The organism is Micromonospora sp. NBC_01739, assembly GCF_035920385.1.
In the GTDB taxonomy this organism is placed as follows: Bacteria; Actinomycetota; Actinomycetes; order Mycobacteriales; family Micromonosporaceae; genus Micromonospora.
In genome coordinates, this window is the sequence record NZ_CP109151.1 from 4,521,902 (window position 1) to 4,546,050 (window position 24,149).

A 24,149-nucleotide genomic window follows, 5' to 3' on the forward strand; every position below is an offset into this window, starting at 1 on the left:
CACCCCACCCCCACCCCCGCCGCTCGGGGTGTTGATCAAGAAGTTTTGGTCCGGATCGGCCTGAATCCCGACCGAGAAACCTCTGATCACCCAGGCTGGGAGCGGGTGGGCGGTGTCGGATGGGGGGTGGATGGGTACCTCCTCGCGGACGCGAGGAGGGCGACGTGGTCGCAGCGGGTGCCGGGCGCGGGACCGAGGAGGCAGCGGACCGGGGAGCCGGACCACGACAGGCGTGGGCGAGCCTGCCCTGGCTGGTACGTACCGCCGTGCTGTGGAGCGCCTGCCTGGTGGTGATCGCCGCCGGGCTCTACCTGCTGGCCCGGATCATCATCCTGGTCACGCCGCTGGCCATCGCCCTGGCCGCCACCTTCTTCCTCTCCGCGCTGCTCGACCCGGTGCAACTCGCGCTGCGTCGGCTACGGCTACCCGCCTCGCTGGCCGCCCTGCTCACCGTCCTGCTGCTGCTCGGCATCCTGGGCGGTCTGGGGGTGCTGGTCTGGAACCTGACCGCCAGCCAGTTCAGCGAGCTGGGTGACGAACTGCGGCAGGGGATCGGGCGAACCCGCGATCTGATCACCTCGACCCTGCCGGTGACCGACCAGCAGCTCGACGGTCTGCTCGCCCAGTTGCGCGAGGCGGCCACCAGCCAGAAGGTCGACCCGGTCGCCAGCGCCCGCACGGTCACCGAGGTGTTCGGCTCCGCCCTGCTGGCCCTGGTGTTGCTGTTCTTCCTCCTCAAGGACGGCCGGGCGATGTGGCACTGGACGTTGCGCCGCACGGCCGGGCCGAACCGGGAGATCGCCGCCGAGGCCGGCCGGGTCGGTTGGCGCACCCTGGGCTCGTACAGCCGGGGCACCATGCTGATCGCGGGCATCGACGCGGTCGGCATCGGCTTGGCGCTGGTACTGCTCGGGGTGCCGCTGGCCTTCCCCCTGGCCTTGATCACATTCATCGGTGGGTTCGTACCGATCATCGGGGCGACCGTGGCCGGTGCGGTCGCGGTGCTGGTGGCCCTGGCCGCCAACGGTCCCACGACGGCGCTGCTCACCCTGGCCGCGGTGATCGCCGTGCAGCAGATCGAGGGGAACCTGCTGGAGCCGCTGGTGATGAAGCGCCAGGTACGGCTGCACCCGGTGGTGATCCTGTTGGCGGTCACCGCCGGCACCCTCATCGCCGGCATCGCCGGCGCCTTCGTCGCGGTGCCGATAACGGCCGTGGCCTGGCGGGTCATCGACAGCGTGCAGCGCCAACGACAGGCCGCCGCAGCCACAGCCCGTCCGGCACCTCCGGCACCGGAGGACCCCCCGGCCCCACCCCATCCCGTACCCGGCTGAGGTGCCCTGACCCCGCCCGCCGCGCCGCCGCGCTCCTGGCCGGCCGGGTCAGGCCGGGGCGGGTTGGGGGTGCAGGTGCTCGCGGAACCAGTCGGCCGCCGCCTCGGCCACCTGTTCCAGGGTGCCGGGCTCCTCGAAGAGGTGTGTCGCACCGGGGATCACCCGCAGGTCAGCGAGGGCGGTCAGTTGGCTGCGCGCCTGCCGGTTGAGCGCGAGCACCTGCTCGTCCAGGCCACCGACGAGCAGCAGGGTGGGGGCGCGTACCTGGCCCAGGGCGGCACCGGCCAAGTCGGGGCGACCCCCTCGGGACACCACGGCGTGCACCTGCTCCGGCCGTCGAGCCGCCGCGACCAGGGCGGCGGCGGCACCCGTACTGGCCCCGAAGATGCCGATCCGGGCCCCGCCGAAGGGGCGCGCCGAGGCCAGCCAGTCCACGATCCCGGCCAGCCGGGCGGCCAGCAGGTCGATGTCGAAGCGCAGTTCCGCGGTGACGGCGTCCGCCTCGGCCTCCTCCGGGGTGAGCAGGTCTACCAGGACGGTGCCCAGCCCGCCCGCGCTGAGGGACCTCGCCACGGCGACGTTACGCGGACTGTGCCGTGAGCTGCCGCTGCCGTGGGCGAACAGCACCGCCCCCACCGGCTCGGTCGGCACCAGCAGATCCGCCGGTAGGTCGGCCCCGCCGGCCGGGATCGTCACCGCCTCGTCCCGCACGTCCATCCTCATCCTCCAGACACGGCCGGGCCAGATCACGGGCCGGCCAGATCACGGGCCGGGCCACGCCGCACCGGTCGAATTGGTAGACCCGCCGTGACCCCCGCCCGGCATACCCCGTCGGGAGGGGGTCACGCCGGCCCCTGCCCGCGCGCCGTCCGGGTTTGTCGGCGGTCGGGTCGGGTAGCCGTCGCGGAACCAGCAGACGGACCGGCCGCTCGGTGCCGGCGATCAGATCGCGAGGACCGTCATGCCCCATCACCACCGTGAGCCCGTCGACCAGGCCGCCGAACGCGAGCGGCGGGAACAGAACCCTCAGGGAGGGGACTGGGCGGACAAGGCAGCCCAGGCCCGGTCGGCGGACGACCCTCGGGCCCGGACACCCCACGACACCACCGGCCGTCCCTCACAGGGCGAGCCGATCTAGACCGGATCGGGTCGAGCGCCTCTGCTCAGGACACCCGCTCCGGCAGGCGGAGCAGCGGGGCCCGGCCGGGAGGCTGCTCCACCGGGGGCAGGTTCTCCGGCGCGGGCGGGATCGGTAGGGTCACCGGCTCGGTGCAGGTGACCCGCACCGACTCGCCGTGGTGGCGGAGGTCCATCACCGCGTCCGGCGCGGCATGGTGCAGGGCGTACGTCGCCTCCTCGGGGCGTACGGTGACCCGCAGTCGAGTGCCGCGCCATTGCAGGGAGAACTCCAGCCGGCCGATCCGGCTGGGCAGGCGGGGGGCGAACGTGGGCACGTCCTCGTCGTCCCGCAGCCCACCGAACCCCGCGATCAGCGCGATCCATGAGCCGGCCAGGGACGCCATGTGCACACCGTCGCGAGTGTTCTCGTTCAGGTCGTGCAGATCCATCAGCGCCGCCTCGCGCAGATAGCTGTGCGCCAACTCCAGGTAACCCACCTCGGCCGCCAGCACCGACTGGGTGCAGGCCGACAGCGAGGAATCCCGCACCGTACGCCGCTCGTAGTACAGGAAGTTGCGCAGCTTCTCCTCGGGGGTGAAGGCGTCACCCCGCCAGTGCATGGCCAGCACCAGGTCGGCCTGCTTGACCACCTGCTTGCGGTACAGGTCGAAGTACGGGTAGTGCAGCAGCAGCGGGTACTTGTCCTGCGGGGTGTGCGAGAAGTCCCACTCCTCCAGCCGGGTGAAGCCCTCGACCTGCTGGTGTACGTCGATCTCCTGGTCGTACGGGATGTGCATGGCCGCGGCGGCGTCCCGCCATGCGGCGGCCTCCTCGTCGGTGACCCCCAGGTGGAAGGCGTCGTCCCGGTGGCGCATCGCCACCTCGGCGGCGACCCGCAGGTTCCGCTGCGCCATCAGGTTGGTGTAGATGTTGTCGTTCTTGACGGCGGTGTACTCGTCCGGGCCGGTCACCCCGTCGATGTGGAACTGGCCGTCGCGGTCGTGGTGCCCCAGCGAGCGCCACAGCCGGGCCGTCTCCACCAGCAGGGTCAGTCCGATCTCGCGTTCCAGCTCAATGTCGCCACTGACCAGCACGTAGCGTCGTAACGCGTCCGCGATGTCGGCCGCGACGTGGAAGGCGGCCGTGCCGGCCGGCCAGTAGCCCGAGGACTCCGGGCCTTCGATGGTCCGCCAGGGGAAGGTCGCCCCGGACAGGTTGAGGGTCCGGGCCCGCTCGTAGGCCTGCTCCAGGGTGGAGTACCGCCAGTACAGCGCGTCGCGCACGGCGGCCGGATGGGTGTACGTCAGCACCGGCAGCACGAACATCTCGGTGTCCCAGAAGGCGTGCCCGTCGTACCCGGGACCGGTCAGGCCCTTGGCGGCGATGGGCCGACGTTCCGCGCGGGCCCCGGCCTGGAGGACGTGGTAAAGCCCGAACCGGACGGCCTGCTGCACCTCCGGATCCCCGTCGATCTGCACGTCGGCGGCGTCCCAGAACTCGTCCAGGTATTCCCGTTGCTCACGGACCAGGCCGTCCCAGCCGTCCAGCCGGGCGGCGGCCAGGGCGGCGCCGACCTGGTCGCGCAGGGCGGGCAGGGAGCGCCGGCTGGACCAGCCGTAGGTCAGGTACTTCACCACCCGCAGCCGCTGGCCCGGCTCCAGCACGCACCCGATGGTGGTACGCACCCAGTCCTCGTACCCCTCGGACTCGATCGTGGTGCGCGACGGTGAGTCGATCTCGTGCTCCATCGCCGCGGCGACCCGCAGCCCGGAGACCTTGGTCCGGTGGATCAGCAGCCCCCCGTCGGCGGTGGTCAGCTCCTCCTCCGCCTGCAACGGCGACTCCAGTACGGCGGCGACCCGGGGATCGCGGCTCTGTGGCGGCAGGTTCTCGTTGGCCACCAGCTCCGACTGGACGATCAACCGCAGTGGCGCGTCGTCGGCGACCTCCACCTCGAAGCGGATGGCGGCCACCGAGCGCTGCCGGAAGGAGACCAGTCGGGTGCTGTGCACCCGGACCTCCCGCCCGGCCGGGGAGCGCCAGTGCAGGGTCCGATGGAGGGTGCCGGCCCGCAGGTCCAGGATCCGTTCGTGGGCGAGCAGGTCGCCGTAGCGCACATCGAGGGGCTCGTCATCGACCAGCAGCCGGATCAGCTTGCCGTTGGTCACGTTGACGACGGTCTGACCGGACTCGGGAAACCCGTAACCCGCCTCCGCGTACGGCAGGGGACGCAGTTCGTAGAACGAGTTGAGGTACGTGCCGGGCAGCCCGTGCGGCTCCCCCTCGTCCAGGTTGCCGCGCAACCCGATGTGCCCGTTGGAGAGGGCGAAGACCGACTCGGACTGGGCGAGCACGTCCATGTCGAGTCGGGTCTCCCGGACGTGCCAGGGCTCGACCGGATAGGCCCGCTCCCGGATCACGCCGGCCGTCCGGCGTCGAGCAGTTCGGCCAGGTCGGTGACCACCACGTCGGCGCCGTGGGCCAGCAACTCGTCGGCCTGGTCGGCGCGGTCGACCCCGACGACGTACCCGAAGCCCCCGGCCCGTCCGGCCTCGACTCCGGCTAGGGCGTCTTCGAAGACGGCCGCCTGTTCCGGCTGTACGCCGAGCAGCTTCGCCCCGGCGAGAAAGGTGTCCGGGTACGGTTTGCCCCGCAACCCCTCGGCCCGTGCGCTCAGTCCGTCCACCCGTTCCTCCAGCAAGGGTTCGAGCCCGGCGGCGGCCAGGACCTCCCGGCCGTTGGCGCTGGCCGTGACGACCGCCCGACGCAGCCCGGCCTCGGCCACCGCCTTGAGATAGGTGACCGAGCCGGGGTAGACGTCCACCCCGATGCTGCGGATCCGCTCCAGGACCAGTGCGTTCTTCTGGTTGCCCAGGCCGTGCACGGTCTGGGTACCGGGCGGATCCTCCGGGGTCCCTTCGGGCAGGGTGATGCCCCGGGAGGCCAGGAAGGTGCGGACCCCGTCGAGTCGGGGCCGCCCGTCGACGTAGCGGTGGTAGTCCGGCCCCGGATCGAACGGCCGGTACGCCGCATCAGCCACCTCGGCACCGGTCGCCTCGGCGTGCCGGCGCAGGAAGTCGTCGAAGGTCTCGGTCCAGGCGGCGTTGTGGACCCGGGCGGTCTGGGTGAGCACACCGTCCAGGTCGAAGAGACACGCGGTCACGTGATCCGGCAGGCCGAGCATCGCCCCAATCTATCCACGGTCACCGGCCGGCAAACGTACTTCGCTCAACCCGGCGCGCCGCAGGTGCCCTCAGCGCCAGCCGACGTCGATCCGGTCGCCGCGCTCGTCGAAGAAGTGCAGGGCGTCCATGCGTACCTTGATGGCCAGTGGGTGACCGGCGGAGACCGCGGGGTACGGCGCTAGCCGGACGGCCAGTTCGGCCGGGCGGCGGTGGTGCCGGCCGGGGTCGGGCAGGACGCTGGCCTGACCGCTGTTCGGGTTGGCCTGGGGCACCGGGGCACGGTTGGTGAACCGCTGCATCACCTGACCGAAGCGGCGCAGGCCGCGCTGGCCCAGTGGAGTGTCACTGTCCGGGGCCGCGCCGACCTCGTCCACCACGATCGCGGTGGCGCCGATGTCCAGGAAGGCCAGCGACTCGTGCCCGTGATGTTCCAGGTAGCGGATCCGGCCCTGCAGGACGTCACCCGGTGAGTCCGGGGCCACCGGGGTGAGGGCCTCGGCCCGCATGCCCACCACGATCCGCTCCCCGTGGTAGTGCGCCACCGCCCGACTGCGGATGTCGTCCCAGGGCAGGTAGAGGGCCTGATCCCCGAGGGTGAGGGTGACGTACCGGTCGAGGTGGACGTAGACCGAGGCCTCCAGCAGGTTCATCCGAGGGCTGCCCAGGAAGGCGGCCACGTAGAGGGTGGCCGGACGGCCGTACACCTGGGTCGGGGTGCCCACGTCCTGGAGGACCCCCTTGCGCATGATGGCCACCCGGTCGGCCATGGTCAGCGCCTCGGCCTGGTCGTGCGTCACGTAGATGGTGGTGACCCCCAGCTCGCGGGTCAGGGCGGAGATCTCCGCCCGTAACTCCGCCCGCAGCCCGCTGTCCAGGTTGGACAGGGGCTCGTCCATCAGGAACAGCTTCGGGCGGCGCACGATGGCCCGGCCCATCGCCACCCGCTGCCGCTGCCCGCCGGAGAGCTGGCTGGGTCGTCGGGCCAGTACGTCGCCGATGCCGAGGGCGCTGGCCACATCGGTGACCCGTTCGCCGCGCGGGGCCGGCTCGATCCCGGCCAGCTTGAGGGGGAAGGCGATGTTGTCGCCGACACTCATGTGGGGGTAGAGCGCGAAGTCCTGGAAGACCATGGCGATGCCGCGCTCCCGGGGCGGGAGGTCGTTGGCGACCTCACCGTCGAGCATCACCGAGCCCGCAGTCGGCTCCTCCAACCCGGCGACCATGCGCAACACCGTCGACTTGCCGCAGCCGGATGGCCCGAGCAGCACCATGAACTCGCCGTCGTTGACCTCGAGATTGATGCTGTCCACCGCGACCGTGCCGTCCCGGAAGACCTTCGTGACATCCTTGAGCGCGACGGTGCTCACCCGTCTCCTCCCCCGACCCCTCGTCTGCCGAACCCGGCAATGACTGTGGCCAGGATCATGTCAGCCGCACATCGGGTAAACGTGTCATGTTCAAGTCGTGACAGACTTAATACGTTCCATCGAGTAGCGACTATCGACTGAATTTTCCATCTCCGCCGGAGATGTCGGCCGAAAACACCTGCCGAACCACCCGCTGTGCGGCCTGACCGTCCTCCAGGGAGCAGAAGCGCTCCCGGAACCGCGCCCGTGTCCGGTCGGCCGCCAGGGCGTCGAATCGCCGGTCCCGCAACACCTCCAGCAACTCGGCGAAGGTCTGGGCCACCGGTCCGGGCGGCTCGGCCAAGAGGTCGAAGTAGACCCCCCGGGTCAACCGGTAGGCGTCCCAGTCCGGCGCGTAGATGACGATCGGCCGGTCCAGCACGGCGTAGTCGAACATCGCGGAGGAATAGTCCGTGACCAGCAGGTCCGCCGCCAGGTAAAGGTCCTCGACCTGGGGATGAGAGCTGACGTCGATGATCCGGTCCCGGCCCGCCGGGGGCCACCCTCTCCGGTTGCGGTCATGGAAGTAGTGGCTACGGATCAGCAGCAGCCCGGAGGGGCCCAGGGCGTCGAGCACCCGCTCCGGGTCGAAGGGCGGCCGGTAGCCGGGCAGGTGCTCCCGGTGGGTCGGCGCGTACAGCACCACCTGCTCACCGAGGCCGGCACCGAACTGGGCCCGCAGCCGCAGCACCTCCTCGGGGGTCGCGGTGACCAGCCGGTCGTTGCGCGGATAACCCACCTCCAGAGTGGTGTACGCGGCCGGATAGGCCCGCTCCCACATCTGGGTGGAGAAGCTGTTGGCGGAGATGCTGTAGTCCCAGCGGTCCACCCGACGCAGCAGCCCGGCGAAATCCATTCCGACCGCCCCCAGTGGATAACGCTGCTGGTCCAGCCCCATCACCTTGACCGGGGTGCCGTGGTGGGTCTGCACATGCACCGAACCGGGCCGTTTGCGCACCGAGTCCGGGAAGTTCACGTTGTTGATCAGCCACTTGGCCCGGGCCAGCACCCGGTGATACGCGGGGCTGCCGGCCACCACGTACTCGACCCCTGCCGGCAGGGTGTGCACCCGGTCCCTGCGTACGATCCACACCCCCCGGATCTGGGGTGCCAGCCGCCGGGCCGCCTCGTAGATCGCCGCCGGGTTGCAGGCGTAGCCGCGGTACCAGTAGGCCGCGTAGACGGCCAGGTTCTCGTCCAGGGGTCGGTGCAGTTCGGCCCGGTGGTACCCGTGCAGCGCGGCATCCCTGGCCGCCCGCACGGTGGCCCGCACCGGTGGCACCGCCCGACGTCTGACCTGCCGGACGGCCCGGCGAGCAAACTCCCCCTTCCGGCTGGTGGCCCGCAACGCCGAGTAGGCCCGCCACCGCCCGGCCGCCACCAGCCGATGCTTGAGCCCTTCCACCCCGGGCGGGACCCGGTAGCCGCCCGGCGGCCGGTACCGGGCGTACTCGATCGACATCCGGGCGAAGAAGGTGGGCCGCAGGTGGGCGGGGAGCCGATCGGGGTTGCCGAGCACGGTCAGGTAGTGCCACATCATCCGCTCGAACAGCGCCGCCCGCAGCTCCTGGGCACCGAGCTGATCCGCGTACCGGAACACCCGGTGCCACTGCTCGAACAGCTCGAAGTGCCGCTCGCCCCGGGTCTTGGTGATCGCACCCGCCCGCCGCTGCCGATAGTTGACACAGACCGTGTCGAGGACCCCGATCCGGTCGGCGGCCAGCAGCACCGGATAGCTGAAGGAGACGTCCTCGTACCAGCCGGGGGCGAACCGCAGCCCGGTCTCGGCCAGGAACTGTCGACGGACCAGCCGGTTCCAGACGGTGTGCAGCAGGTTCAGGGTCTCCGGTCGCTCCCGCAGCCGGAAGGTGACCGGCCCGGGCGGCTGCGGGAACACCTCCGCCATGGCGCTGGGAGTGACCGTGTCGTTCCAGTGGGCCCGGACGTGGTCGACCAGCAGCACGTCCGGGCGGGTGCTGCGCAGCCGCTCGGCCACCTCGATCAGGCAGTCCGGCACCAGCCAGTCGTCGCCGTCGACGAACCAGACGTACTCCCCGACCGCCCGGTCCAGCCCGGCGTTGCGGGCCGGACCCAGCCCGAGGTTGCGGTCCAGCCGGAGGGGGCGTACCCGCTCGTCGCGGGCCGCGTACTCGTCGAGGATCTCCCCGCTGGCATCGGGTGAGCAGTCGTCGACCCCGATCACCTCGATGTCGACGACCGGCTGGGCGAGGATCGAGTCCAGGCATTCCCGCAGGTAGCCCTGGACCCGGTAGGCCGGGACGACGAAGCTGATCAGCGTCATCGTCCCGGCCCCCGTCAGGTTGTCGCGTTCCCCCCGGCACCTGTCGGCACCCGGGCCGGCCGGACGAACCAGGCCAGCACCACACTCGCCGCGAAAAGCACCAACAGGTAGATACCGAGTGTAGCGAGACCAATACCGACGATTCCGGCAATCGCCGTCAGCCCCAGCACCACCGACCGTCCCTCCCAGCCGAGGGTCGCCGGGTGCAACGGTGGTGCCGGTTGCCGCTTCTCCAGCCGGGCCACCAGGTCGTAGTGGTGCAGGGTCAGCACGAAGACGTACCCGAAGATCAGCCAGGCCGGAGCCCCGCCGATCACCCCTACCGCGATGGCGAACAGGTACTCTGCGGCCCGCAGGGCCGCCGGCACCAGCCAGTCCAGCGGGCCGTTGTGGGCCGCCCGGGCCCCGGCCGCACCCACCAGCAACACCAGCAGCACCACTGGTACCGCCCAGCGCAACCCGTCCGCATCGTCGCCGGTCAGCAACGCCGCGAGCAGCAGGACCCCCGCACCCAGGGCGGCGAACACCGCGAGCACCAGCGGCCCCGGGCGACGCAGCACCGGCAGCAGCCGGGCTGAGAGCAGGCCGTCGTCGCGGTGCAGGAGGGCATCCAGGGTGTCCAGCACCGGCACCCGCATCCACCGGGCCCGCAGGGTACGCAGCGCCCCGGTGTACGCGAACGCCAGCACCCCCCAGGTCAGTACGGCCAGCAGCGCGATCCGCTGGTTGAACAGGGCGGCGGCCAGCGCGATCAGGGCCCACCGCTCCCCGATCGGGAAGACCACGGTGCGCTTGAGCCAGTACGACACCGAGCCGGTGTCGGCCTGCACCTTCGTGGAGGCGGCGTTCAGCCGGTCCCCGATGCCGCCGCCCCCGGTGCCGACCGTCTTCGGCCGTCGGGCCGCCTCGTCGTGCAGGACGCCGTACCAGGCATCGGTCATGTGCCGGACGGTCTGCAGGGTCATCGCGGCGATGGCCAGGGCCCACCCGTACCGGACCCCGGCCGCCGTGGCCCCCCACCCCAGACCGGCGTAGACCAGGTACTCCTTGGCCCGGTCGGCCATGGTGTCCAGCCAGCCGCCCCAGGCGCTGAAGTTGCGGGTGTACCGGGCCAGTTGGCCGTCCACGCAGTCCAGCACGAACCCGAGGTAGAGCAGCACCCCACCGGTGACCAGGGCTACCCGCCCGCCGGTGGCGAACAACGCCGCCGCGGCCACCGCGAACCCCACCGACAGCATGGTCACCCCGGTCGGGCTCAGGCCCAACCGGGCCGCCGCCTTCGTGACGTACGGGGACCAGGTGCTGACGAAGTAGGTCGTGAAGAAGTCGTCCCGCTCCTTCACCGACAGCCGCAACTCGGCCCGGTCCTCGTCCACCGCGGCGATCGCGGCCTGGGCCGCGTGCAGATCGCTCACCTCGTCCACCCGGTGCGCCACCAGCAGGCGTACCCGCTGGGCGAAGACCAGCACCCCCTGGGCGGCTAGCCCGGCGAAGACCTGGTCCACCGCGGGTCCCGAAGGCTCCACCGGCGCACCGCCGCCGTCGGAGTGCCCGGCGGCCACATCGGCCAGCCGACCGGTGGCGGCGGCCCGGGCGGCGGCCACCAGCGCCGGGAGGTCGTCCCGGCCGACCCGCACCGCGCCACCGAAGACCCCGGTGGCCTCGCCGTCCAGTCGGTGGGCGGGCCCCGCGCCGACCACCTGGCCGCGTTCCTCACGGACCGTGGTGCGGCCACCGGTCGGCGGGTCGGTGAGCACCAAGGCCACCGTCGGCCCGACCGGGCTGGTCAACAGATGCCGCAGTACGGCGGTGTGCGCGACCAGGTCGGCACCGCTGACCACCACCGGGCCCACGGAGGTCCCGGCCAGGTCGGCCAGCTCGTCGAGGTCGGCCGCGAACCGTACCTCGCTGACCCCGGCCGCCCGCCACTGCGCGGCCAGTCGGTCGGTCAGGGCCGTACCGTCGCCCGTCGGCAGGCCCGCGGCCGGGGAACCGGCGGCGAGCACGATCGCGAGGGTCACCGGGGAACCGCGTCGTGGTACGCGGCCAGCGCCTCGGCGATCGTGCCGTCGACGCTCAGCCGGCCCGCGTCGAGGAACAATCCTCGACGGCAGAACCGGGTCAGGTCCTTTTCGTTGTGTGACACCAGCACCAGAGTGCGCCCCTCCCCGAGCAGACGATCGATGGTCGTGTAGCACTTCGCGCGGAACTCCGCGTCCCCGACCGCCGTCACCTCGTCCATCAGCAGGATGGGGTGCGGCAGGTGGGAGATGATGGCGAAGCCCAGCCGCACCTTCATACCGGACGAGTAGTGTCGCACCGAGGTGTCGATGGCCCGCTCCACCTGTTCCCCGGCGAACGAGACGATCTCCTCGAAGTGCCGCTTCAGGTAGCCCGACGACAGCCCGTGCAGGCCACCCACCAGGTACAGGTTCTCCCGCCCGGTCAGGTCGTTGGAGAACCCGGCGGAGAGTTCCAGCAGCGGCGCCACCTCCCCGGAAACCCTGATCGACCCCTCGTCGGGGATCAGCACCCCGGCGATCAGCCGCAACAGGGTGCTCTTGCCGGTGCCGTTGCGGCCGACCACCCCGACGGTCTCCCCGGGGGCGATCGAGAAGGTCAGGTCGCGCAGCGGCCAGAACTGGCCGTCGGCCGCGCTGCGCCGCCCCCGATGGATGAGCAGTTCCCGCAGCCGCAACTGCCGCCGGCGGTTGCGGACGAACCGGATGCCGATACCCTCCGCCTCGATGATCGATTCGCTCATCAGAGTTCCTTGAGCACGGCGGGTTCGAGCCGACGGAAGGACCACCAGCCGACCACGAGCAGCAGCAGACTGATCCCGACGGTGGTGGCCAGCATCCGGGCTGACGGGAACTCCTGCGGGTACCACACCGAGTGGTGCAGTTGGAAGATGCCGACCAGCGGGTTGAGTTCGTAGCCCACCTTCAGCCAGCTTGGCAGGCCGGAGTCCCGGACCAGACTCAGCGGATAGATGATCGGGGTGGCGTAGAACAGCACCCGGATGACCAGTCGCATGAACCGCTCCACGTCGCGCATCAGCACGTTCCAGGCGGACAGCAGCAGGGCCACCCCGATCAACAGGGTGGCCTGCACCAGCACGGCCAGAGGCAGGGCCAGCAGCGACCAGCCCGGCTCGACCCGGCCCTGGGCGGCGTACCAGATCGCGATGCCGGCCAGGATCGGCAGGCCGGCGGCGTACTCGGCGAACCGGCCGGCCACCCGACCGATCGGAAACACCTGCCGGGGTACGTTCATCGTGGTGATCAACCGGGACTGTCCGGTCAGGGCGTTCGTCGCCTCGCTCAACGCCGAACTGGTCCACATCCAGGCGAAGATCCCGGTGATCAGAAACAGGGGGTACGACCCGGCTGCCTCGCCCAGGTGTCGGTTGGTGTCCCGGGAGTAGAGCACCCCGAAGACGAACCAGTAGATGGCCCCCATCCCCAGGGGCTCGATCAGGGACCAGAAGTAGCCCAGCACCGACTGCTGATACTTGACCGCCAGATCGCGCCTGACCAGGATGCGCAGCGAGTTGCGGTGCGACCACAACGCCCCCACGCCAGAGGTCACCGTCGTTCTCCCGCCTACCGAACGGACGCCAGGTTAGCAGCCAGCACCCCCGCCACCCCCGTCGATCATGCACTTATGGTCGCCGTTTTGACCCGCTAAGCCCGTTACGCCCCGACCAAAACTCCATGATCGACGGGGTGGGCGGGGGTGGGGGGAGGGCGCGGGCGGGCAGGGGTGGGGGGTGGGGGGTGGGGGTAAGTACCTACGGGTGGGCGGGGTGAGGTTCGTTCTCGGGACGGAGGGCGAGGGCGGATCGAGTCCCTAGCGTTGACAACCGGAGCGGCGGATCGCCGCAGAGGGGAACCACCACGATGAGTCGCAAGCTTGTTCGGCCCCGGCAGGGGCGCATGTTCGCCGGTGTCTGCGCCGGCCTGGCCCAGCGTTTCGGCATGTCGGCCGGGTTCGTCCGGCTGCTGTTCCTGCTGTCGCTGCTACTGCCCGGCACCCAGGTGATCATCTACCTGGCCCTGTGGATCATCATGCCCAACGAGGACCGCTACGTGATGGCCGGTCGCTGATCCCCCCACGCCGGGCTTCCACCCGAGCCCGGCGCAGCCAACTTCAAGCAGCCCAACTTCAAGCAGCCGACTGCAGGCAACCAGCTTCACGGCAAGCAGCGCAGCCGACTTCGGGGATGCTGCCCGCCGACCGACCTGTCGGAGGCGGCGATCCCCGAAGTCGCCCCAGCTAACGGATTGACTGAGCCGCCCGGCGGGTCAGGGGGCCACGTAGGTGACGGTGACCTGCTCGAAGCCCAGGGAGGCGAGCAGACCGATGAGCATCTTGCGGGTGTTCTCCTCGGCCCGGGCGGCCAGCCCGCTGTCCCGTGCCGCAGCGGTGATCCGGTCCTCGGCCAACTGGTAGACCTGCTGCTGCCGGTTGGGGTCATTGCCGATCAGGTCACCCACCCGGTTGAGCAGGCCCCGCTCCTCCGCGAAGACGTAGCTCTTGTCCAGGTCGAGATTGGTCTTGCCGAGCTGCGGCGCCGGCAACCTGACCTCTACGGACTTGCCGTCGGCCGACTGCGTGATCGCCCCCTCGGTGAGGGCCCCGAAGTCCACGTACGCCTCGACGCTGCCCGACCCGACGAACAGGGTGCGCTGGTTGAGCAGCCAGTCCGGCACGTTGCGACGGTCGTTCTGCAGGTCGACGACGACCTGGAAGTTGCCCTCGGCGGCCACGTACCGGCTGAGGTCCCGCATCGACTCCAGCAGCGCCGGCTGACTGCGGTCGGTCTGCTCCTTGCTGAAGGGGTTGCGGAACTCGGGCAGGAGCCCGGTGGTCTGCACACCTAGCAGGATCACCACGGCCAGTGCCGCCGCGCCGAGCACCCAGAGCAGGGCGCGGGCGGCGCCGCCACTGGACGGGGGCGCGGGTGGGGCCTCGGACCGGTCGTCCGCTCGCAGGTCAGTGTCGGAAAAACTGCTGGTGGGCTCGTTGATGTCGCCGTCGCGTGCCATCGCCCTCACCGTCCTTGTTCAGACGCGTTGTCTGTGATGACGGTAAGCCCCCCGTACGACACCCGCTCACCGAGTCACCCGATCGCGTGTTTCCGCAGCTCAGGACGGGTCAGGACCCGGCGGGGACCGGCACCGTCACTCGACCGCTTCGGCGAGCACGAGCACCCGGGCGTGGATCTGGTTGCGCTGTTGCAGTGCGGCGCGCAGGGCCCGGTGCAGGCCGTCCTCCAGGTAGAGGCCCCCGTTCCACTGCACCACGTGCGGGAACAGGTCACCGTAGAAGGTCGAGTCCTCCGCCAGGAGCTTGTCCAGGGCCAGCTCACGCTTGGTGGTGATGAGCTGGTCCAGCCGCAGCGGGCGGGGCGGGATCTCCGCCCACTGCTTGAGAGTCAGGTTGTGTTCCGGGTAGGGACGCCCGTCCCGGACCGCTCTGAAGATCACGACGGCACGCTCCCCTCCCCTACCCGGTTCGTACCACGACGCCGACGCGGGTCGCGGCACGGTACCGCGACCCGCAGCACCGATGTCCGTGCCAGCGTAGCGGCACCCCGCACCCCGCGTTCTGCTCCCCGGCGCCAGTTTCGCCACCGGGAGTCCGGTTCTCAACCGGACGAAACCACCCGTACGGGTCAGCTCCACCGCCCTCGGCGGACCACCTGCTCCACCGGACGCCACCCTCGGCGCAATGAGGGTGACCGATGGTCGGGGGCCCGGTAACCGACAGTGATAGCGCCGATCGGGTGGTACTCCTCCGGCACCCCGAAGGCCTCCCGGTAGGCCTCCCACCGCTGGGGCGGGATGCCGAAGAAGCACGCCCCCAGTCCCTCGTCGACCGCGGTCAGCATCATCAGCAGGGCGGCGAAGCCGGTGTCGATGTACCAGTAGGGCACCGGCCAGCGGTCCGTCGAGCGGTCCGCCCAACCCTTGTCCGCCTCGGCGTACCGCTCCAGGTAGACCGAGCGGTTGGCGTGCGGCACCACGATCAGCGGGGCCCGGCGCATCCCGGTCAGCCAGCGTTCCCGGCCGCCCCCGGCCGGGGTGCTGGCCGCCCAGAAACGCTCCCGGTCCGCCGGTTCCTCCAGCACCAGGAACCCCCAGCCCTGGGAGAATCCCGCCGATGGGGCCCGTACGGCATGGTCCAGCAACCGGTCCACCACGGCCGGGGGAACCGGCCGGTCCGGGTCGTAGTTGCGCACCATCCGGCGACGCCGGACCACCTCCGCGAACTCCACCTGCACTCTCCTCCACGCTGGTCCGGGCGGCGGTCCCTCAGCTGATGGGCTGGATGCCCCAGGTCCCCCGCCAGGTGTCGCCGGGTGCCAGGACGATCAGATCCCGGCCGGAGCGGAAGGCATCCGGCGGGCAGGTCATCGGCTCGACCGCCACCGAACGCCGGAACCGCTCACCGGTCAGGGTGTCACCGGTGTAGACCTGCCACCAGCCGAACTGGGGGTCCGCCCAGATCCGCAACCCGCCGGTCGCCTCCGACCCGCTCAGGGTGACCGCAGAACCGCCGTCGTCGTCCCGGTCCACCTGCCCGAAGGCCAGATCCAGTACGGCGTCGCCGATGCGTCGCGGCTGGGTGTAGTCGTACTCCGTGCCGCTGACCGGGGTCACCCCGACCGGCAGCAACCGGGCGTCCACCACCATCCGGGTCTGCGCGGGCACCTGCAACACGATCTCCTCCACCGGTACCCCGGGCAGTTGCAGGTAGGGATGCACGGAGAAGCCGAAGGGTGCCGGCTGCCCGCCGATGTTGGTCACCTCGTGCTCGGCCCGCAGCCCGTCCGGCCCCACACTCCATCGGGTACGCAGCCGCAGCGGCCACGGATAACCCGGCTGGGGCGGCAGGTCGAACCCGATCGTGATCTCGTCCGGCCGCTGCTCGATCAGGTGCCAGGCGGACCAGTTGACCAGGCCGTGGAGGGCGGTATTGCGCTCCGGCTCAGTGATGTTGAGCTGCAAGGACTGCCCGTCGAAGGTGTAGACCCCGTCCCGGATCCGGTTGGGCCAGGGGGCGAGCACCTGACCGGCGGATCCGGGGCACACCTCGTCGGTGCCGTACCCGTCCAGGTGCTCGACGCCGTCCTGCCGGTAGGCGCGCAGCCCGCCGCCCACCTCGACGATGACCGCCTCGTGTCCGGCGGCGGAGATGGTCCACTGTGCTCCGGAGAGGGGACGCGGCTCGTGGTTATCCATGTCGCCAGACCCTAGCTTCCGGGTACGTCGCCCGCTCACCACGGTCGACGATCATCGCGCTCCCCCGGAGGCCCGGTACCGGGTCAGCGCCGGGAAGGCCACCGCCAGCAGCACCGCCAGCACCGCCGCGGCCAGACCACCGCCCACCCAGGCCACCCCGCTGCCGAAACCGGCCGCCGTGGCCCCGGCCCGCAGGTCACCCAGGCGGGGCCCGCCGGCCACCACGACGGTGTTGACCCCCTGGAGTCGTCCGCGCATCCGGTCCGGGGCGTACACGATCAGCATCGACTGCCGCACCACCGCGCTGACCAGGTCGGCCGCCCCCGCCAGCACCAGCAAGGCGACCATCAGCCAGAGCTGACGGGCCAGCCCGGCCAGGGCCACCGCGATCCCCCAGCCGACGACGGCCAGGACCAGCACCAGTCCCTGCCGACGGACCCGGCCGATCCAGCCGGACAGCAGCCCGGCGAGCAGGGAGCCGATCGCGATGGAGCTGTAGAGCCAGCCCACCGCCGCGCCGCCACCGAACCGCTCGGTCGCGACCTCGGGAAAGAGGGCCCGGGGGAAGGCGAACACCATCGCGATCAGGTCCACCGCGAAGGAGAGCAGCAGCACCGGGGCACCGGCCAGGTAGCGGACTCCGTCGACGATGCTGCGCAGCCCGACCTGCCGGGGAGCACCGTCGGGATCCGGCTCGGGCGGCATCGCGGGCAGCCGCAGGGCGGCCCAGATCAGCGCGACGAACAGCACGGCATCCAGGCCGTAGGCCACCGGCAGGGCGATCCCGAGTTCGAAGGTGGCGAGGATCAGACCGGCGGTCAACGGCCCGAGCACGGAGGTGGCCATCGCCGTGGTGAAGTTCAGGGTGGTGGCCGCGGGCACCAGCTCGGTCGGGACCAGCCGGCCGACCAGGGCGGCGCGGGCCGGGCTGGCGATCGCGAACGACACCGAACTCAGCGCCACCAGGGCCAGCAGCAGCACCGGGCTGCCGACATCCAGCACGGCCTGCGCCAGCAGTCCCAGTACGGACAACCAGAGCAGCACGGACCCACCGAGCAACACCCGACGCCGGTCGAGGGCGTCGGCGACCGCGCCACCCCACAACCCGAAGACCAGCAACGGTACGAAGGCAGCCACCCCGAGCAGCCCCACCCACAGCGAGTCCCGGGTCAGCGCGTACATCTCCACCGGTACGGCTACCGCGGTCAGCTGGTACCCGAACATCGCGATGGCGTTGCCGCTCCACAGCCGCCGGTACGCCGGCACCCGCAGTGGGCGCAGGTCGATCGCCCAGCGGCGCCGCTCGCGCCCCCGGGAGGTGTCGGTCCTGGTCACGGGGCCAGCCGCTCCACTACCCAGCCGGTGTCGGTACGGCGGAACCGCAGCCGGTCGTGCAACCGGCTGGCCCGCCCCTGCCAGAACTCCACCGAGTCGGGGCGTACCCGCAGCCCGCCCCAGTGCTCCGGGGCGGGGATCGGCTCCACCTCGGCGAACCGCTGCGCCGCCGCCCGGTAGGAGTCGTCCAGGGTGGCTCGGTCCGGCAGTACGGACGACTGGGTGCTGGCCCAGGCCCCGAGCTGGGAACCGCGGGGTCGGCTGGCGAAGTAGGCCTCCGTCGCCGCCCGGTCGATCCGTTCCACCGACCCGGCCACGATCACCTGCCGTTGGATGGGAAACCAGGGAAACACCAGGCTGGCGTACGCGTTGGCGGCCACCTCGGTGCCCTTGCGGGAGTGATAGTTGGTGAAGAAGACAAACCCCTCCGGGTCGTACCCCTTGAGCAGCACCGTCCGCCCACTGGGCCGACCGCTGGCGTCGGCCGTGCCCACCACCATGGCGTTCGGCTCCGGCAGCCCGGCGGCGACCGCCTCGGCGAACCAACGATCGAACTGGGTGTGCCAGTCCTCGGCCAGGTCGGCTTCGACCAGCCCCGATCCGGCCGTGTACTCGTTACGCATGTCGACCGGCGGCGGTGTGTCCCCCGTCACGTGTCCTCCCCTGTCCATCCGGCTGATCCGCCCCCGACCAGCCCGTACGGTCAAGTCTCACCCAATCAGCCACGGCCGCCGCACCCGGGGATGTCGTGTGCAGCACATCGACAGTGGGTCGCGTACCCGATTACCAGCAGGCAAGATGTCACGAACACATCCCTGAGGGTCGCCTAAGGCGCTCACCCGGCCGGGGCCGGGTCATCGAGCCCGGGCGGGCGCACCGACCACACACCAGGAGTAGTGAGATGGCCGATTTCAAACCCGGACTCGAAGGCGTCGTAGCGTTCGAAACCGCTATCGCCGAACCCGACCGCGAGGGCGGTGCGCTGCGCTATCGCGGGGTCGACATCGAGGATCTGATCGGCCAGGTCTCCTTCGGCAACGTCTGGGCCCTGCTGGTCGACGGTCGGTTCGGGCCTGGTCTGCCGCCGGCCGAGCCGTTCCCGGTGCCGGTGCACTCCGGTGACATCCGGGTCGATGTGCAGTCCGCCGTGGCGATGCTGGCCCCGTACTGGGGGCTGCAGCAGATGCTCGACATCTCCGACGAGCAGGCCCGCGAGGATCTGGCCCGGGTCTCGGTCACCGCGCTGTCCTTCGTCGCCCAGTCCGCCCGGGGCCTCGGCCTGCCGGCCGTGCCGCAGAAGGAGATCGACAAGGCCTCTACGGTGGTCGAGCGCTTCATGAAGCGGTGGCGCGGGGAGCCCGACCCCCGGCACGTCAAGGCGGTCGACGCGTACTTCATCTCGGCCGCCGAGCACGGCCTGAACGCCTCCACCTTCACCGCCCGGATCGTCGCCTCCACCGGGGCGGACGCCGCCGCCTGCATCTCCTCGGGCATCGGGGCCCTCTCCGGCCCGCTGCACGGCGGAGCGCCCTCGCGGGTGCTCAGCATGCTGGAAGCCGTCGAGCGCAGCGGGGACGCGGAGAGCTACGTCAAGGGCGTCCTGGACCGGGGTGAGCGGCTGATGGGCTTCGGCCACCGGGTGTACCGGGCCGAGGACCCCCGGGCCCGGGTGCTGCGGCGTACCGCCAAGGAGCTGGGGGCACCCCGGTTCGAGGTCGCCGAGGCGCTGGAGAAGGCGGCGCTGACCGAGTTGCAGGCCCGCCGGCCGGACCGGGTGCTGGCCACCAATGTCGAGTTCTGGTCGGCGGTCGTCCTCGACTTCGCCGAGGTTCCGGCGCACATGTTCACCTCCATGTTCACCTGCGCCCGGATGGGTGGTTGGAGCGCCCACATCCTGGAGCAGAAGAAGCTCCAGCGCCTGGTGCGGCCCTCCGCCCGCTACGTCGGTCCGAGCCCCCGCAAGCCGCACGAGGTCGACGGCTGGGACGCCGTCCCGCACGGCGTCTGAGGTGTAAGGAAGGGCCCCTTCTTAACGTTTCCGGTAGAGGAGGGGCCCCCTCTTAACACCCCGTTCCCGGCTTGTGGCACCGCAGAGGCCGTCCGGGTCGTGGGCGGGCGGATCGTCGGCGTATGCCCCGTGGCCGACACCGATGTGGGCCAGGCCACGGGCTGTGGCGGACGACTCACGGTTCGGGGTGAGACGAGCGCCCGGAGGGATACCGGCGGGTGCGAGGATGAAGGCGGCAGTGCCGCCGGAGGGTGCGATCACGCACCCACACGCGCACGTCGATCGGTCCACTCCCACCTGCTCAACCGGGCCCCGACCCATGCGGAAGGATCTTGAAAACCGTGGCTGACGCACCGACCATCCGGATTCCCGACGAGATCAAGCCCGCCGACGGCCGATTCGGCTGCGGGCCGTCCAAGGTCCGTCCGGCGGCGGTCTCCGCGCTCGCCGAGGTGGCCACCAGCTACCTGGGCACCTCGCACCGGCAGAAGACCGTCCGTGACCAGGTGGCCCGGCTGCGCTCCGGCATCGCCGAGTTCTTCTCCCTGCCCGAGGGCTACGAGGTCATCATCGGCAACGGTGGCGCCACCGCCTTCTGGGAGGTGGCGACCTTCGGCCTGATCCGCGACCGGGCCCAGTTCGCCAGCTTCGGCGAGTTCGGGGCCAAGTTCGCCAAGTCCGTCAAGGACGCCCCCTTCCTGGGCGAGCCCACCATCCGCAAGGCGGACGCGGGCAGCGCCCCGACCCTGGTCGCCGAGGCCGGGGTGGACGTCTACGCCACCCCGCACAACGAGACCTCGACCGGTGTCGCCGTACCGATCAACCGGGTGGCCGACGCCGACCCGGGCTCGCTGCTGCTGGTCGACGCCACCTCCGGCGCCGGTGGCCTGGAGGTCAACGTCGGCGAGACCGACGTCTACTACTTCGCCCCGCAGAAGTGCTTCGGCTCCGACGGTGGCCTGTGGCTGGCCCTGATGTCCCCGGCCGCCCTTGAGCGGGCCACCGAGATCAAGGCCTCCGGTCGGTACATCCCCGCCTTCCTGGACCTGGTCACCGCGATCGACAACTCGCGGCTGGAGCAGACCTACAACACCCCGGCGCTGGCCACCGTCTTCCTGGCCGCCGAGCAGACCGACTGGATGAACTCCCAGGGTGGGCTGGCCTGGGCGGCCAAGCGCACGGCCGAGAGCGCCGGAATCGTGTACGGCTGGGCCGAGCGCTCCACCGTGGCCACCCCGTTCGTCACCGACCCGGCGCTGCGGTCCAACGTGGTCGCCACCATCGACTTCGCCGACGGGGTGGACGCCACCGCGATCGCCAAGGCGCTACGCGCCAACGGCATCGTGGACACCGAGCCGTACCGCAAGCTGGGCCGCAACCAGCTGCGCATCGCGCTCTTCCCGGCCGTCGAGCCGGCCGATGTGGAGGCCCTGACCGCCTCCATCGACTACGTGGTCGAGCGGCTCTGACCCGCCGCTGAGACACCGGGCCCGGTCTACCCTGCGCGGTCGGCCGGGCCCGCTACGCTGAACGGACCGGCCGTGCGACCTTCGTACCGTCGGGGTCGAATCGCCCTTTCGGCCCCTGGCGACTGACCGGCCGCACAGCCCTCACCAGCACCGGACAAGGCTGCTCAGCACGAGTTGCCCGGGCGTGGCGTCTCCCACCTGGACCCGGATGGGCGTACCGTGGTCCTCAACGCCCCGGGTGGCCGGCTCGTGGCGTACGGCCAGCGAAGCGGGACGGAGGCAACGCGATGCGCCCAGTACGCTTCGTCGCCCTCTCCGAGGACGGCCAGGCCCTGGTGCTCGCCGACGAGGTCGGGCGGCTGCTCGCCCTGCCCATCGACGAGCGTGTCGCCGGAGTGCTGCACGCCGAGCCGGGTGCACCGACCCTGGCGGTGGCACCGACCACGGCCGATCCGGTTCCCTCCCTGTCCCCTAGGGACATCCAGGCCCGGATCCGTTCCGGCGAGTCCGCCGAGGACGTGGCCCGCATCGCCGGGGTTCCGGTCGACCGGGTGCTCCGCTACGCCGGTCCGGTGCTTCAGGAGCGGGCCATGCTCGCCCAGCATGCCCGGCGTACCCGACTCAAGGGTGCCGACAAGCCGACCCCGCTGGCCGAGGTGGTGAACGGGCGACTCGCCCAGCACGGCATCGACACCGAGAAGATCTCCTGGGACGCCTGGCGTCGCGACGACGGCACCTGGCGGATCGTCGCCACCTGGCCCTCCGGCAAGGCCACCGCCCAGGCGGTCTGGGATCTGGACAAGACCCGCCAGTCGGTCGCGCCGCACGACGACATGGCGCAGTACCTCTGCGCCGAACGCCCCACCCCGATCCTCGGGCAGGAGCCGGCACCTGAGCGGGGCGGTCACGGGCTGCCCGGTCCCTCGCGTGGCGAGCCCACCCGGGGTGGCCACGGGCTGCCGTCACCGGCCGAGTCGGGCCGTGCTGGCCGTGACCCGATCCGCGCCGGTCGGGACGCCCTGCTCGCCTCCCTCGATCGGCCACTCGGCTCTACCTCGGGTCGGGGTCTCGAACCCCGCACCCCGGCCGCGCTGGCCGGCGCCCCGGATTCCCCCCGGCAGCGGGCCGTCTCCGGTGGCGCTGCGGCGTTGCTCGGTGGTGGTCAGGGATCGGCCTTCGACGACGACGCGGACGCGCCGAAGGAGGTGCCGGCCGTACCCTCGCTGGCGGTGCTGCGCCCCCGTCGTACCAACACCCCGTCTGCGGCCGCCGCCGAGTCGACCGAGGCCGGCGGCAAGCCCCGCAAGCGCCTGCCCAGCTGGGACGACGTCCTGTTCGGCACCGGCCCCGCCGCCCGCGAATCCTCCTAACCCCACCCGGGCATCACCTGCACCGCCGGGCGAGCGGACGATCCTGCCGCCAGGCGTGAAACGCCCGCGCTCCCTCACCCCGCGCTCCCTCACCCACCCGTCGAGCCCCGCCGCGCCGATCTTGCACTTTCTGTCCCCGCAAAACGCGCATACCGGGGCGAATCACCGACCAAAAGTGCAAGATCGGCGAGCAGTCGAGGGCGGTGGCGGCGGGCGGGGGTGGGCTAGAGGGGGTGGGTGGTTAGGGGGTGGTAAGTGGGGGGAGGGCCGGGGCGGGTCTGCACCAGGACCAGTTCGGTTACGGGCCAGGGTGGGCCACGGTAGTCGTCCAGGGTGGCGAGGTCGGCGTCCAGGTCGGTGGGGGGCAGTTGGTCGCCGGGGCGGGCGATGGTCAGGTGGGGCCGCAGCGGCTTGTCGTCGCTGGGCACCCCGATCGCGGCCAGTTCGGCGCGGACGGCACCGGCCAAGGTGATCAGGCCGTCGACCTCGCCTCGGACGTCGACCCAGATCACGGTGCTGCGGCCCTGGCCGAACCGACCGCCGCCACCCAGCCGGAGCACAGGCGGCCGGAGCACCGGTGGCCGGAGCAGGGGTGGATCACTGCGGACCGTGGCGACGGCTAGCCGCAGCGCCTGCCGCACGGCGGGCAGCCGGGTGGGGTCTACCTCGCCGAGGAAGGCGAGGGTGAGGTGGGCGCGGTCGGGGTCGACCAGTCGTACCTTCGCCCCGGTGGCTGCCGCCGCGCTGAGCCGCAGCCCGGTGACCGTACGAAACAGGTGTCCGATCGCCTCGGCGGGCGGGTAGACCGCGATGAAGAGTCGCATCGAGGCAGGATGTCAGGCCGCAGGCCCGGCGCCGGGCGTACCCGGGCTAGTGGTGGCGCTGGTGTTGGCCGGGGCGGGCGGCCGGCAGGCGGAGGCCGGCGGCGTCCAGTTCGCCCTCGATCCGGACCCGTTCGAGCTGCCGGTCGATACCGGTCAGCTCTACCAGGTGTTCGGTGATGCCCAGCGCCTGACAGGCCCACCGGAGCCGGTCGTCGTACGCGTCGAGCACGCTGCTGTGCCACACCACGGCCGCGCCGCCCAGCCGGTCCCGGCGCAGGCACCGCAGATCCGCGGCGAGCTGCTCCAAGGGGCGCCGGTCGGGGCTGTCGAGGGCGGCGAGGGTCTCCCCGCCGGCCGTCACCGCCTGATCGAGCTGTCGGATCAGGCGCCGCTCCCGTCGCCGGGTGCGCCGCTGGTCGAAGCCGCAGGTGAAGCGGGCGAGGGCCTCGTCCGTGCAGACCACGAGCGCGATCAGCACCGGTACGAAGACCGCGGCGACCAGGGCCAGGGACAGCAGCAGTAAGCGCAGGACCTCCACCCAACGAAG

General features: G+C 71.4%; 21 protein-coding genes. 5 read left to right on the forward strand and 16 right to left on the reverse strand.

The genetic code is table 11. The features are described from left to right. Positions 1–164: 164 nt before the first annotated feature. The gene (locus OIE53_RS20385; protein WP_327023129.1) at positions 165–1,334 is read left to right on the forward strand and encodes an AI-2E family transporter; all 1,170 of its coding nucleotides are present in this window, start codon (positions 165–167) and stop codon (positions 1,332–1,334) included. A gap of 48 nt (positions 1,335–1,382) precedes the next feature. Here OIE53_RS20385 and OIE53_RS20390 read toward each other — a convergent pair whose 3' ends face one another. From OIE53_RS20390 to OIE53_RS20425, 8 genes are all read right to left on the reverse strand, one after another. Beyond that, complete coding sequence (locus OIE53_RS20390) at positions 1,383–2,051, reverse strand: dienelactone hydrolase family protein (RefSeq protein WP_327023130.1); 669 nt, start codon at positions 2,049–2,051, stop codon at positions 1,383–1,385. 446 nt (positions 2,052–2,497) lie between these two features. Then, on the reverse strand, positions 2,498–4,873 hold the full coding sequence (locus tag OIE53_RS20395; protein WP_327023131.1) for a glycoside hydrolase family 65 protein: 2,376 nt from the start codon (positions 4,871–4,873) through the stop codon (positions 2,498–2,500). Beyond that, positions 4,870–5,637 (reverse strand): HAD family hydrolase, encoded by a 768-nt coding sequence (locus OIE53_RS20400; protein ID WP_327023132.1) that lies wholly within the window; start codon positions 5,635–5,637, stop codon positions 4,870–4,872. Before OIE53_RS20400 ends, OIE53_RS20395 begins: the two co-directional genes overlap by 4 nt. A gap of 69 nt (positions 5,638–5,706) precedes the next feature. Continuing rightward, positions 5,707–7,005, reverse strand: coding sequence for an ABC transporter ATP-binding protein (locus OIE53_RS20405; protein WP_327023133.1), 1,299 nt, complete (start codon positions 7,003–7,005; stop codon positions 5,707–5,709). Positions 7,006–7,135: 130 nt separating this feature from the next. Then, entirely contained in the window at positions 7,136–9,346 is a 2,211-nt protein-coding gene (locus OIE53_RS20410; protein WP_327023134.1) for a bifunctional glycosyltransferase/CDP-glycerol:glycerophosphate glycerophosphotransferase, read from the reverse strand. A 14-nt stretch (positions 9,347–9,360) separates the two neighbouring features. Further along, the gene (locus OIE53_RS20415; protein ID WP_393341083.1) at positions 9,361–11,367 is read right to left on the reverse strand and encodes a DUF5941 domain-containing protein; all 2,007 of its coding nucleotides are present in this window, start codon (positions 11,365–11,367) and stop codon (positions 9,361–9,363) included. Next, complete coding sequence (locus OIE53_RS20420; RefSeq protein WP_327023135.1) at positions 11,364–12,110, reverse strand: ABC transporter ATP-binding protein; 747 nt, start codon at positions 12,108–12,110, stop codon at positions 11,364–11,366. The genes OIE53_RS20415 and OIE53_RS20420 overlap by 4 nt, the downstream gene beginning before the upstream one ends. After that, complete coding sequence (locus tag OIE53_RS20425; protein WP_327023136.1) at positions 12,110–12,937, reverse strand: ABC transporter permease; 828 nt, start codon at positions 12,935–12,937, stop codon at positions 12,110–12,112. Before OIE53_RS20425 ends, OIE53_RS20420 begins: the two co-directional genes overlap by 1 nt. 311 nt (positions 12,938–13,248) lie before the next feature. Between OIE53_RS20425 and OIE53_RS20430 the strand changes: the two genes are divergently transcribed. Then, entirely contained in the window at positions 13,249–13,455 is a 207-nt protein-coding gene (locus OIE53_RS20430; protein WP_327023137.1) for a PspC domain-containing protein, read from the forward strand. 198 nt (positions 13,456–13,653) lie between these two features. On the opposite strand, the gene OIE53_RS20435 is transcribed toward OIE53_RS20430, so the two are convergent. The 6 genes from OIE53_RS20435 to pdxH form a co-directional block, all read right to left on the reverse strand. Beyond that, complete coding sequence (locus OIE53_RS20435) at positions 13,654–14,397, reverse strand: DUF4230 domain-containing protein (RefSeq protein ID WP_327023138.1); 744 nt, start codon at positions 14,395–14,397, stop codon at positions 13,654–13,656. Positions 14,398–14,532: 135 nt separating this feature from the next. Beyond that, positions 14,533–14,838, reverse strand: a complete 306-nt coding sequence (locus OIE53_RS20440; RefSeq protein WP_111214238.1) for a type II toxin-antitoxin system VapB family antitoxin — start codon at positions 14,836–14,838, stop codon at positions 14,533–14,535. Between the two features lie 188 nt (positions 14,839–15,026). Continuing rightward, positions 15,027–15,629: a nitroreductase family protein gene (locus tag OIE53_RS20445; protein ID WP_327023139.1), complete on the reverse strand. Its 603-nt coding sequence runs from the start codon at positions 15,627–15,629 to the stop codon at positions 15,027–15,029. A 37-nt stretch (positions 15,630–15,666) separates the two neighbouring features. Then, the gene (locus OIE53_RS20450) at positions 15,667–16,596 is read right to left on the reverse strand and encodes an aldose 1-epimerase family protein (RefSeq protein ID WP_327023140.1); all 930 of its coding nucleotides are present in this window, start codon (positions 16,594–16,596) and stop codon (positions 15,667–15,669) included. Between the two features lie 51 nt (positions 16,597–16,647). Further along, entirely contained in the window at positions 16,648–17,931 is a 1,284-nt protein-coding gene (locus tag OIE53_RS20455; RefSeq protein ID WP_327023141.1) for an MFS transporter, read from the reverse strand. Further along, positions 17,928–18,554, reverse strand: coding sequence for a pyridoxamine 5'-phosphate oxidase (pdxH, locus tag OIE53_RS20460; RefSeq protein WP_442791404.1), 627 nt, complete (start codon positions 18,552–18,554; stop codon positions 17,928–17,930). Before pdxH ends, OIE53_RS20455 begins: the two co-directional genes overlap by 4 nt. A 278-nt stretch (positions 18,555–18,832) precedes the next feature. Between pdxH and OIE53_RS20465 the strand changes: the two genes are divergently transcribed. The 3 genes from OIE53_RS20465 to sepH all read left to right on the forward strand — a co-directional run bounded on the left by OIE53_RS20465 (position 18,833) and on the right by sepH (position 22,778). Continuing rightward, the gene (locus OIE53_RS20465) at positions 18,833–19,939 is read left to right on the forward strand and encodes a citrate synthase 2 (RefSeq protein ID WP_327023143.1); all 1,107 of its coding nucleotides are present in this window, start codon (positions 18,833–18,835) and stop codon (positions 19,937–19,939) included. 341 nt (positions 19,940–20,280) lie between these two features. Then, entirely contained in the window at positions 20,281–21,408 is a 1,128-nt protein-coding gene (gene serC, locus OIE53_RS20470; protein WP_327023144.1) for a phosphoserine transaminase, read from the forward strand. A 287-nt stretch (positions 21,409–21,695) separates the two neighbouring features. Continuing rightward, positions 21,696–22,778 (forward strand): septation protein SepH, encoded by a 1,083-nt coding sequence (gene sepH, locus OIE53_RS20475; RefSeq protein ID WP_327023145.1) that lies wholly within the window; start codon positions 21,696–21,698, stop codon positions 22,776–22,778. A 224-nt stretch (positions 22,779–23,002) separates the two neighbouring features. Here the strand turns inward: sepH and thpR are convergent, their stop codons facing one another. Together thpR and OIE53_RS20485 are read right to left on the reverse strand one after the other, a co-directional pair. Then, a complete protein-coding gene (thpR, locus tag OIE53_RS20480; protein WP_327023146.1) occupies positions 23,003–23,602 on the reverse strand; it encodes an RNA 2',3'-cyclic phosphodiesterase in 600 nt (199 codons plus the stop codon). A gap of 46 nt (positions 23,603–23,648) precedes the next feature. Next, positions 23,649–24,140: a hypothetical protein gene (locus OIE53_RS20485; protein ID WP_327023147.1), complete on the reverse strand. Its 492-nt coding sequence runs from the start codon at positions 24,138–24,140 to the stop codon at positions 23,649–23,651. Positions 24,141–24,149 lie beyond the last annotated feature (9 nt).

What these genes read in the sequence shown, in the direction of transcription:
- OIE53_RS20435 (WP_327023138.1), bottom strand. Translation starts at nt 14,397, where the DNA reads ATGGCACGCGACGGCGACATCAACGAGCCCACCAGCAGTTTTTCCGAC.
- OIE53_RS20410 (WP_327023134.1), bottom strand. Translation starts at nt 9,346, where the DNA reads ATGACGCTGATCAGCTTCGTCGTCCCGGCCTACCGGGTCCAGGGCTAC.
- OIE53_RS20420 (WP_327023135.1), bottom strand. Translation starts at nt 12,110, where the DNA reads ATGAGCGAATCGATCATCGAGGCGGAGGGTATCGGCATCCGGTTCGTC.
- OIE53_RS20450 (WP_327023140.1), bottom strand. Translation starts at nt 16,596, where the DNA reads ATGGATAACCACGAGCCGCGTCCCCTCTCCGGAGCACAGTGGACCATC.
- OIE53_RS20390 (WP_327023130.1), bottom strand. Translation starts at nt 2,051, where the DNA reads ATGGACGTGCGGGACGAGGCGGTGACGATCCCGGCCGGCGGGGCCGAC.
- OIE53_RS20430 (WP_327023137.1), top strand. Translation starts at nt 13,249, where the DNA reads ATGAGTCGCAAGCTTGTTCGGCCCCGGCAGGGGCGCATGTTCGCCGGT.
- pdxH (WP_442791404.1), bottom strand. Translation starts at nt 18,554, where the DNA reads ATGCGTAACGAGTACACGGCCGGATCGGGGCTGGTCGAAGCCGACCTG.
- sepH (WP_327023145.1), top strand. Translation starts at nt 21,696, where the DNA reads ATGCGCCCAGTACGCTTCGTCGCCCTCTCCGAGGACGGCCAGGCCCTG.
- OIE53_RS20465 (WP_327023143.1), top strand. Translation starts at nt 18,833, where the DNA reads ATGGCCGATTTCAAACCCGGACTCGAAGGCGTCGTAGCGTTCGAAACC.
- thpR (WP_327023146.1), bottom strand. Translation starts at nt 23,602, where the DNA reads ATGCGACTCTTCATCGCGGTCTACCCGCCCGCCGAGGCGATCGGACAC.
- OIE53_RS20400 (WP_327023132.1), bottom strand. Translation starts at nt 5,637, where the DNA reads ATGCTCGGCCTGCCGGATCACGTGACCGCGTGTCTCTTCGACCTGGAC.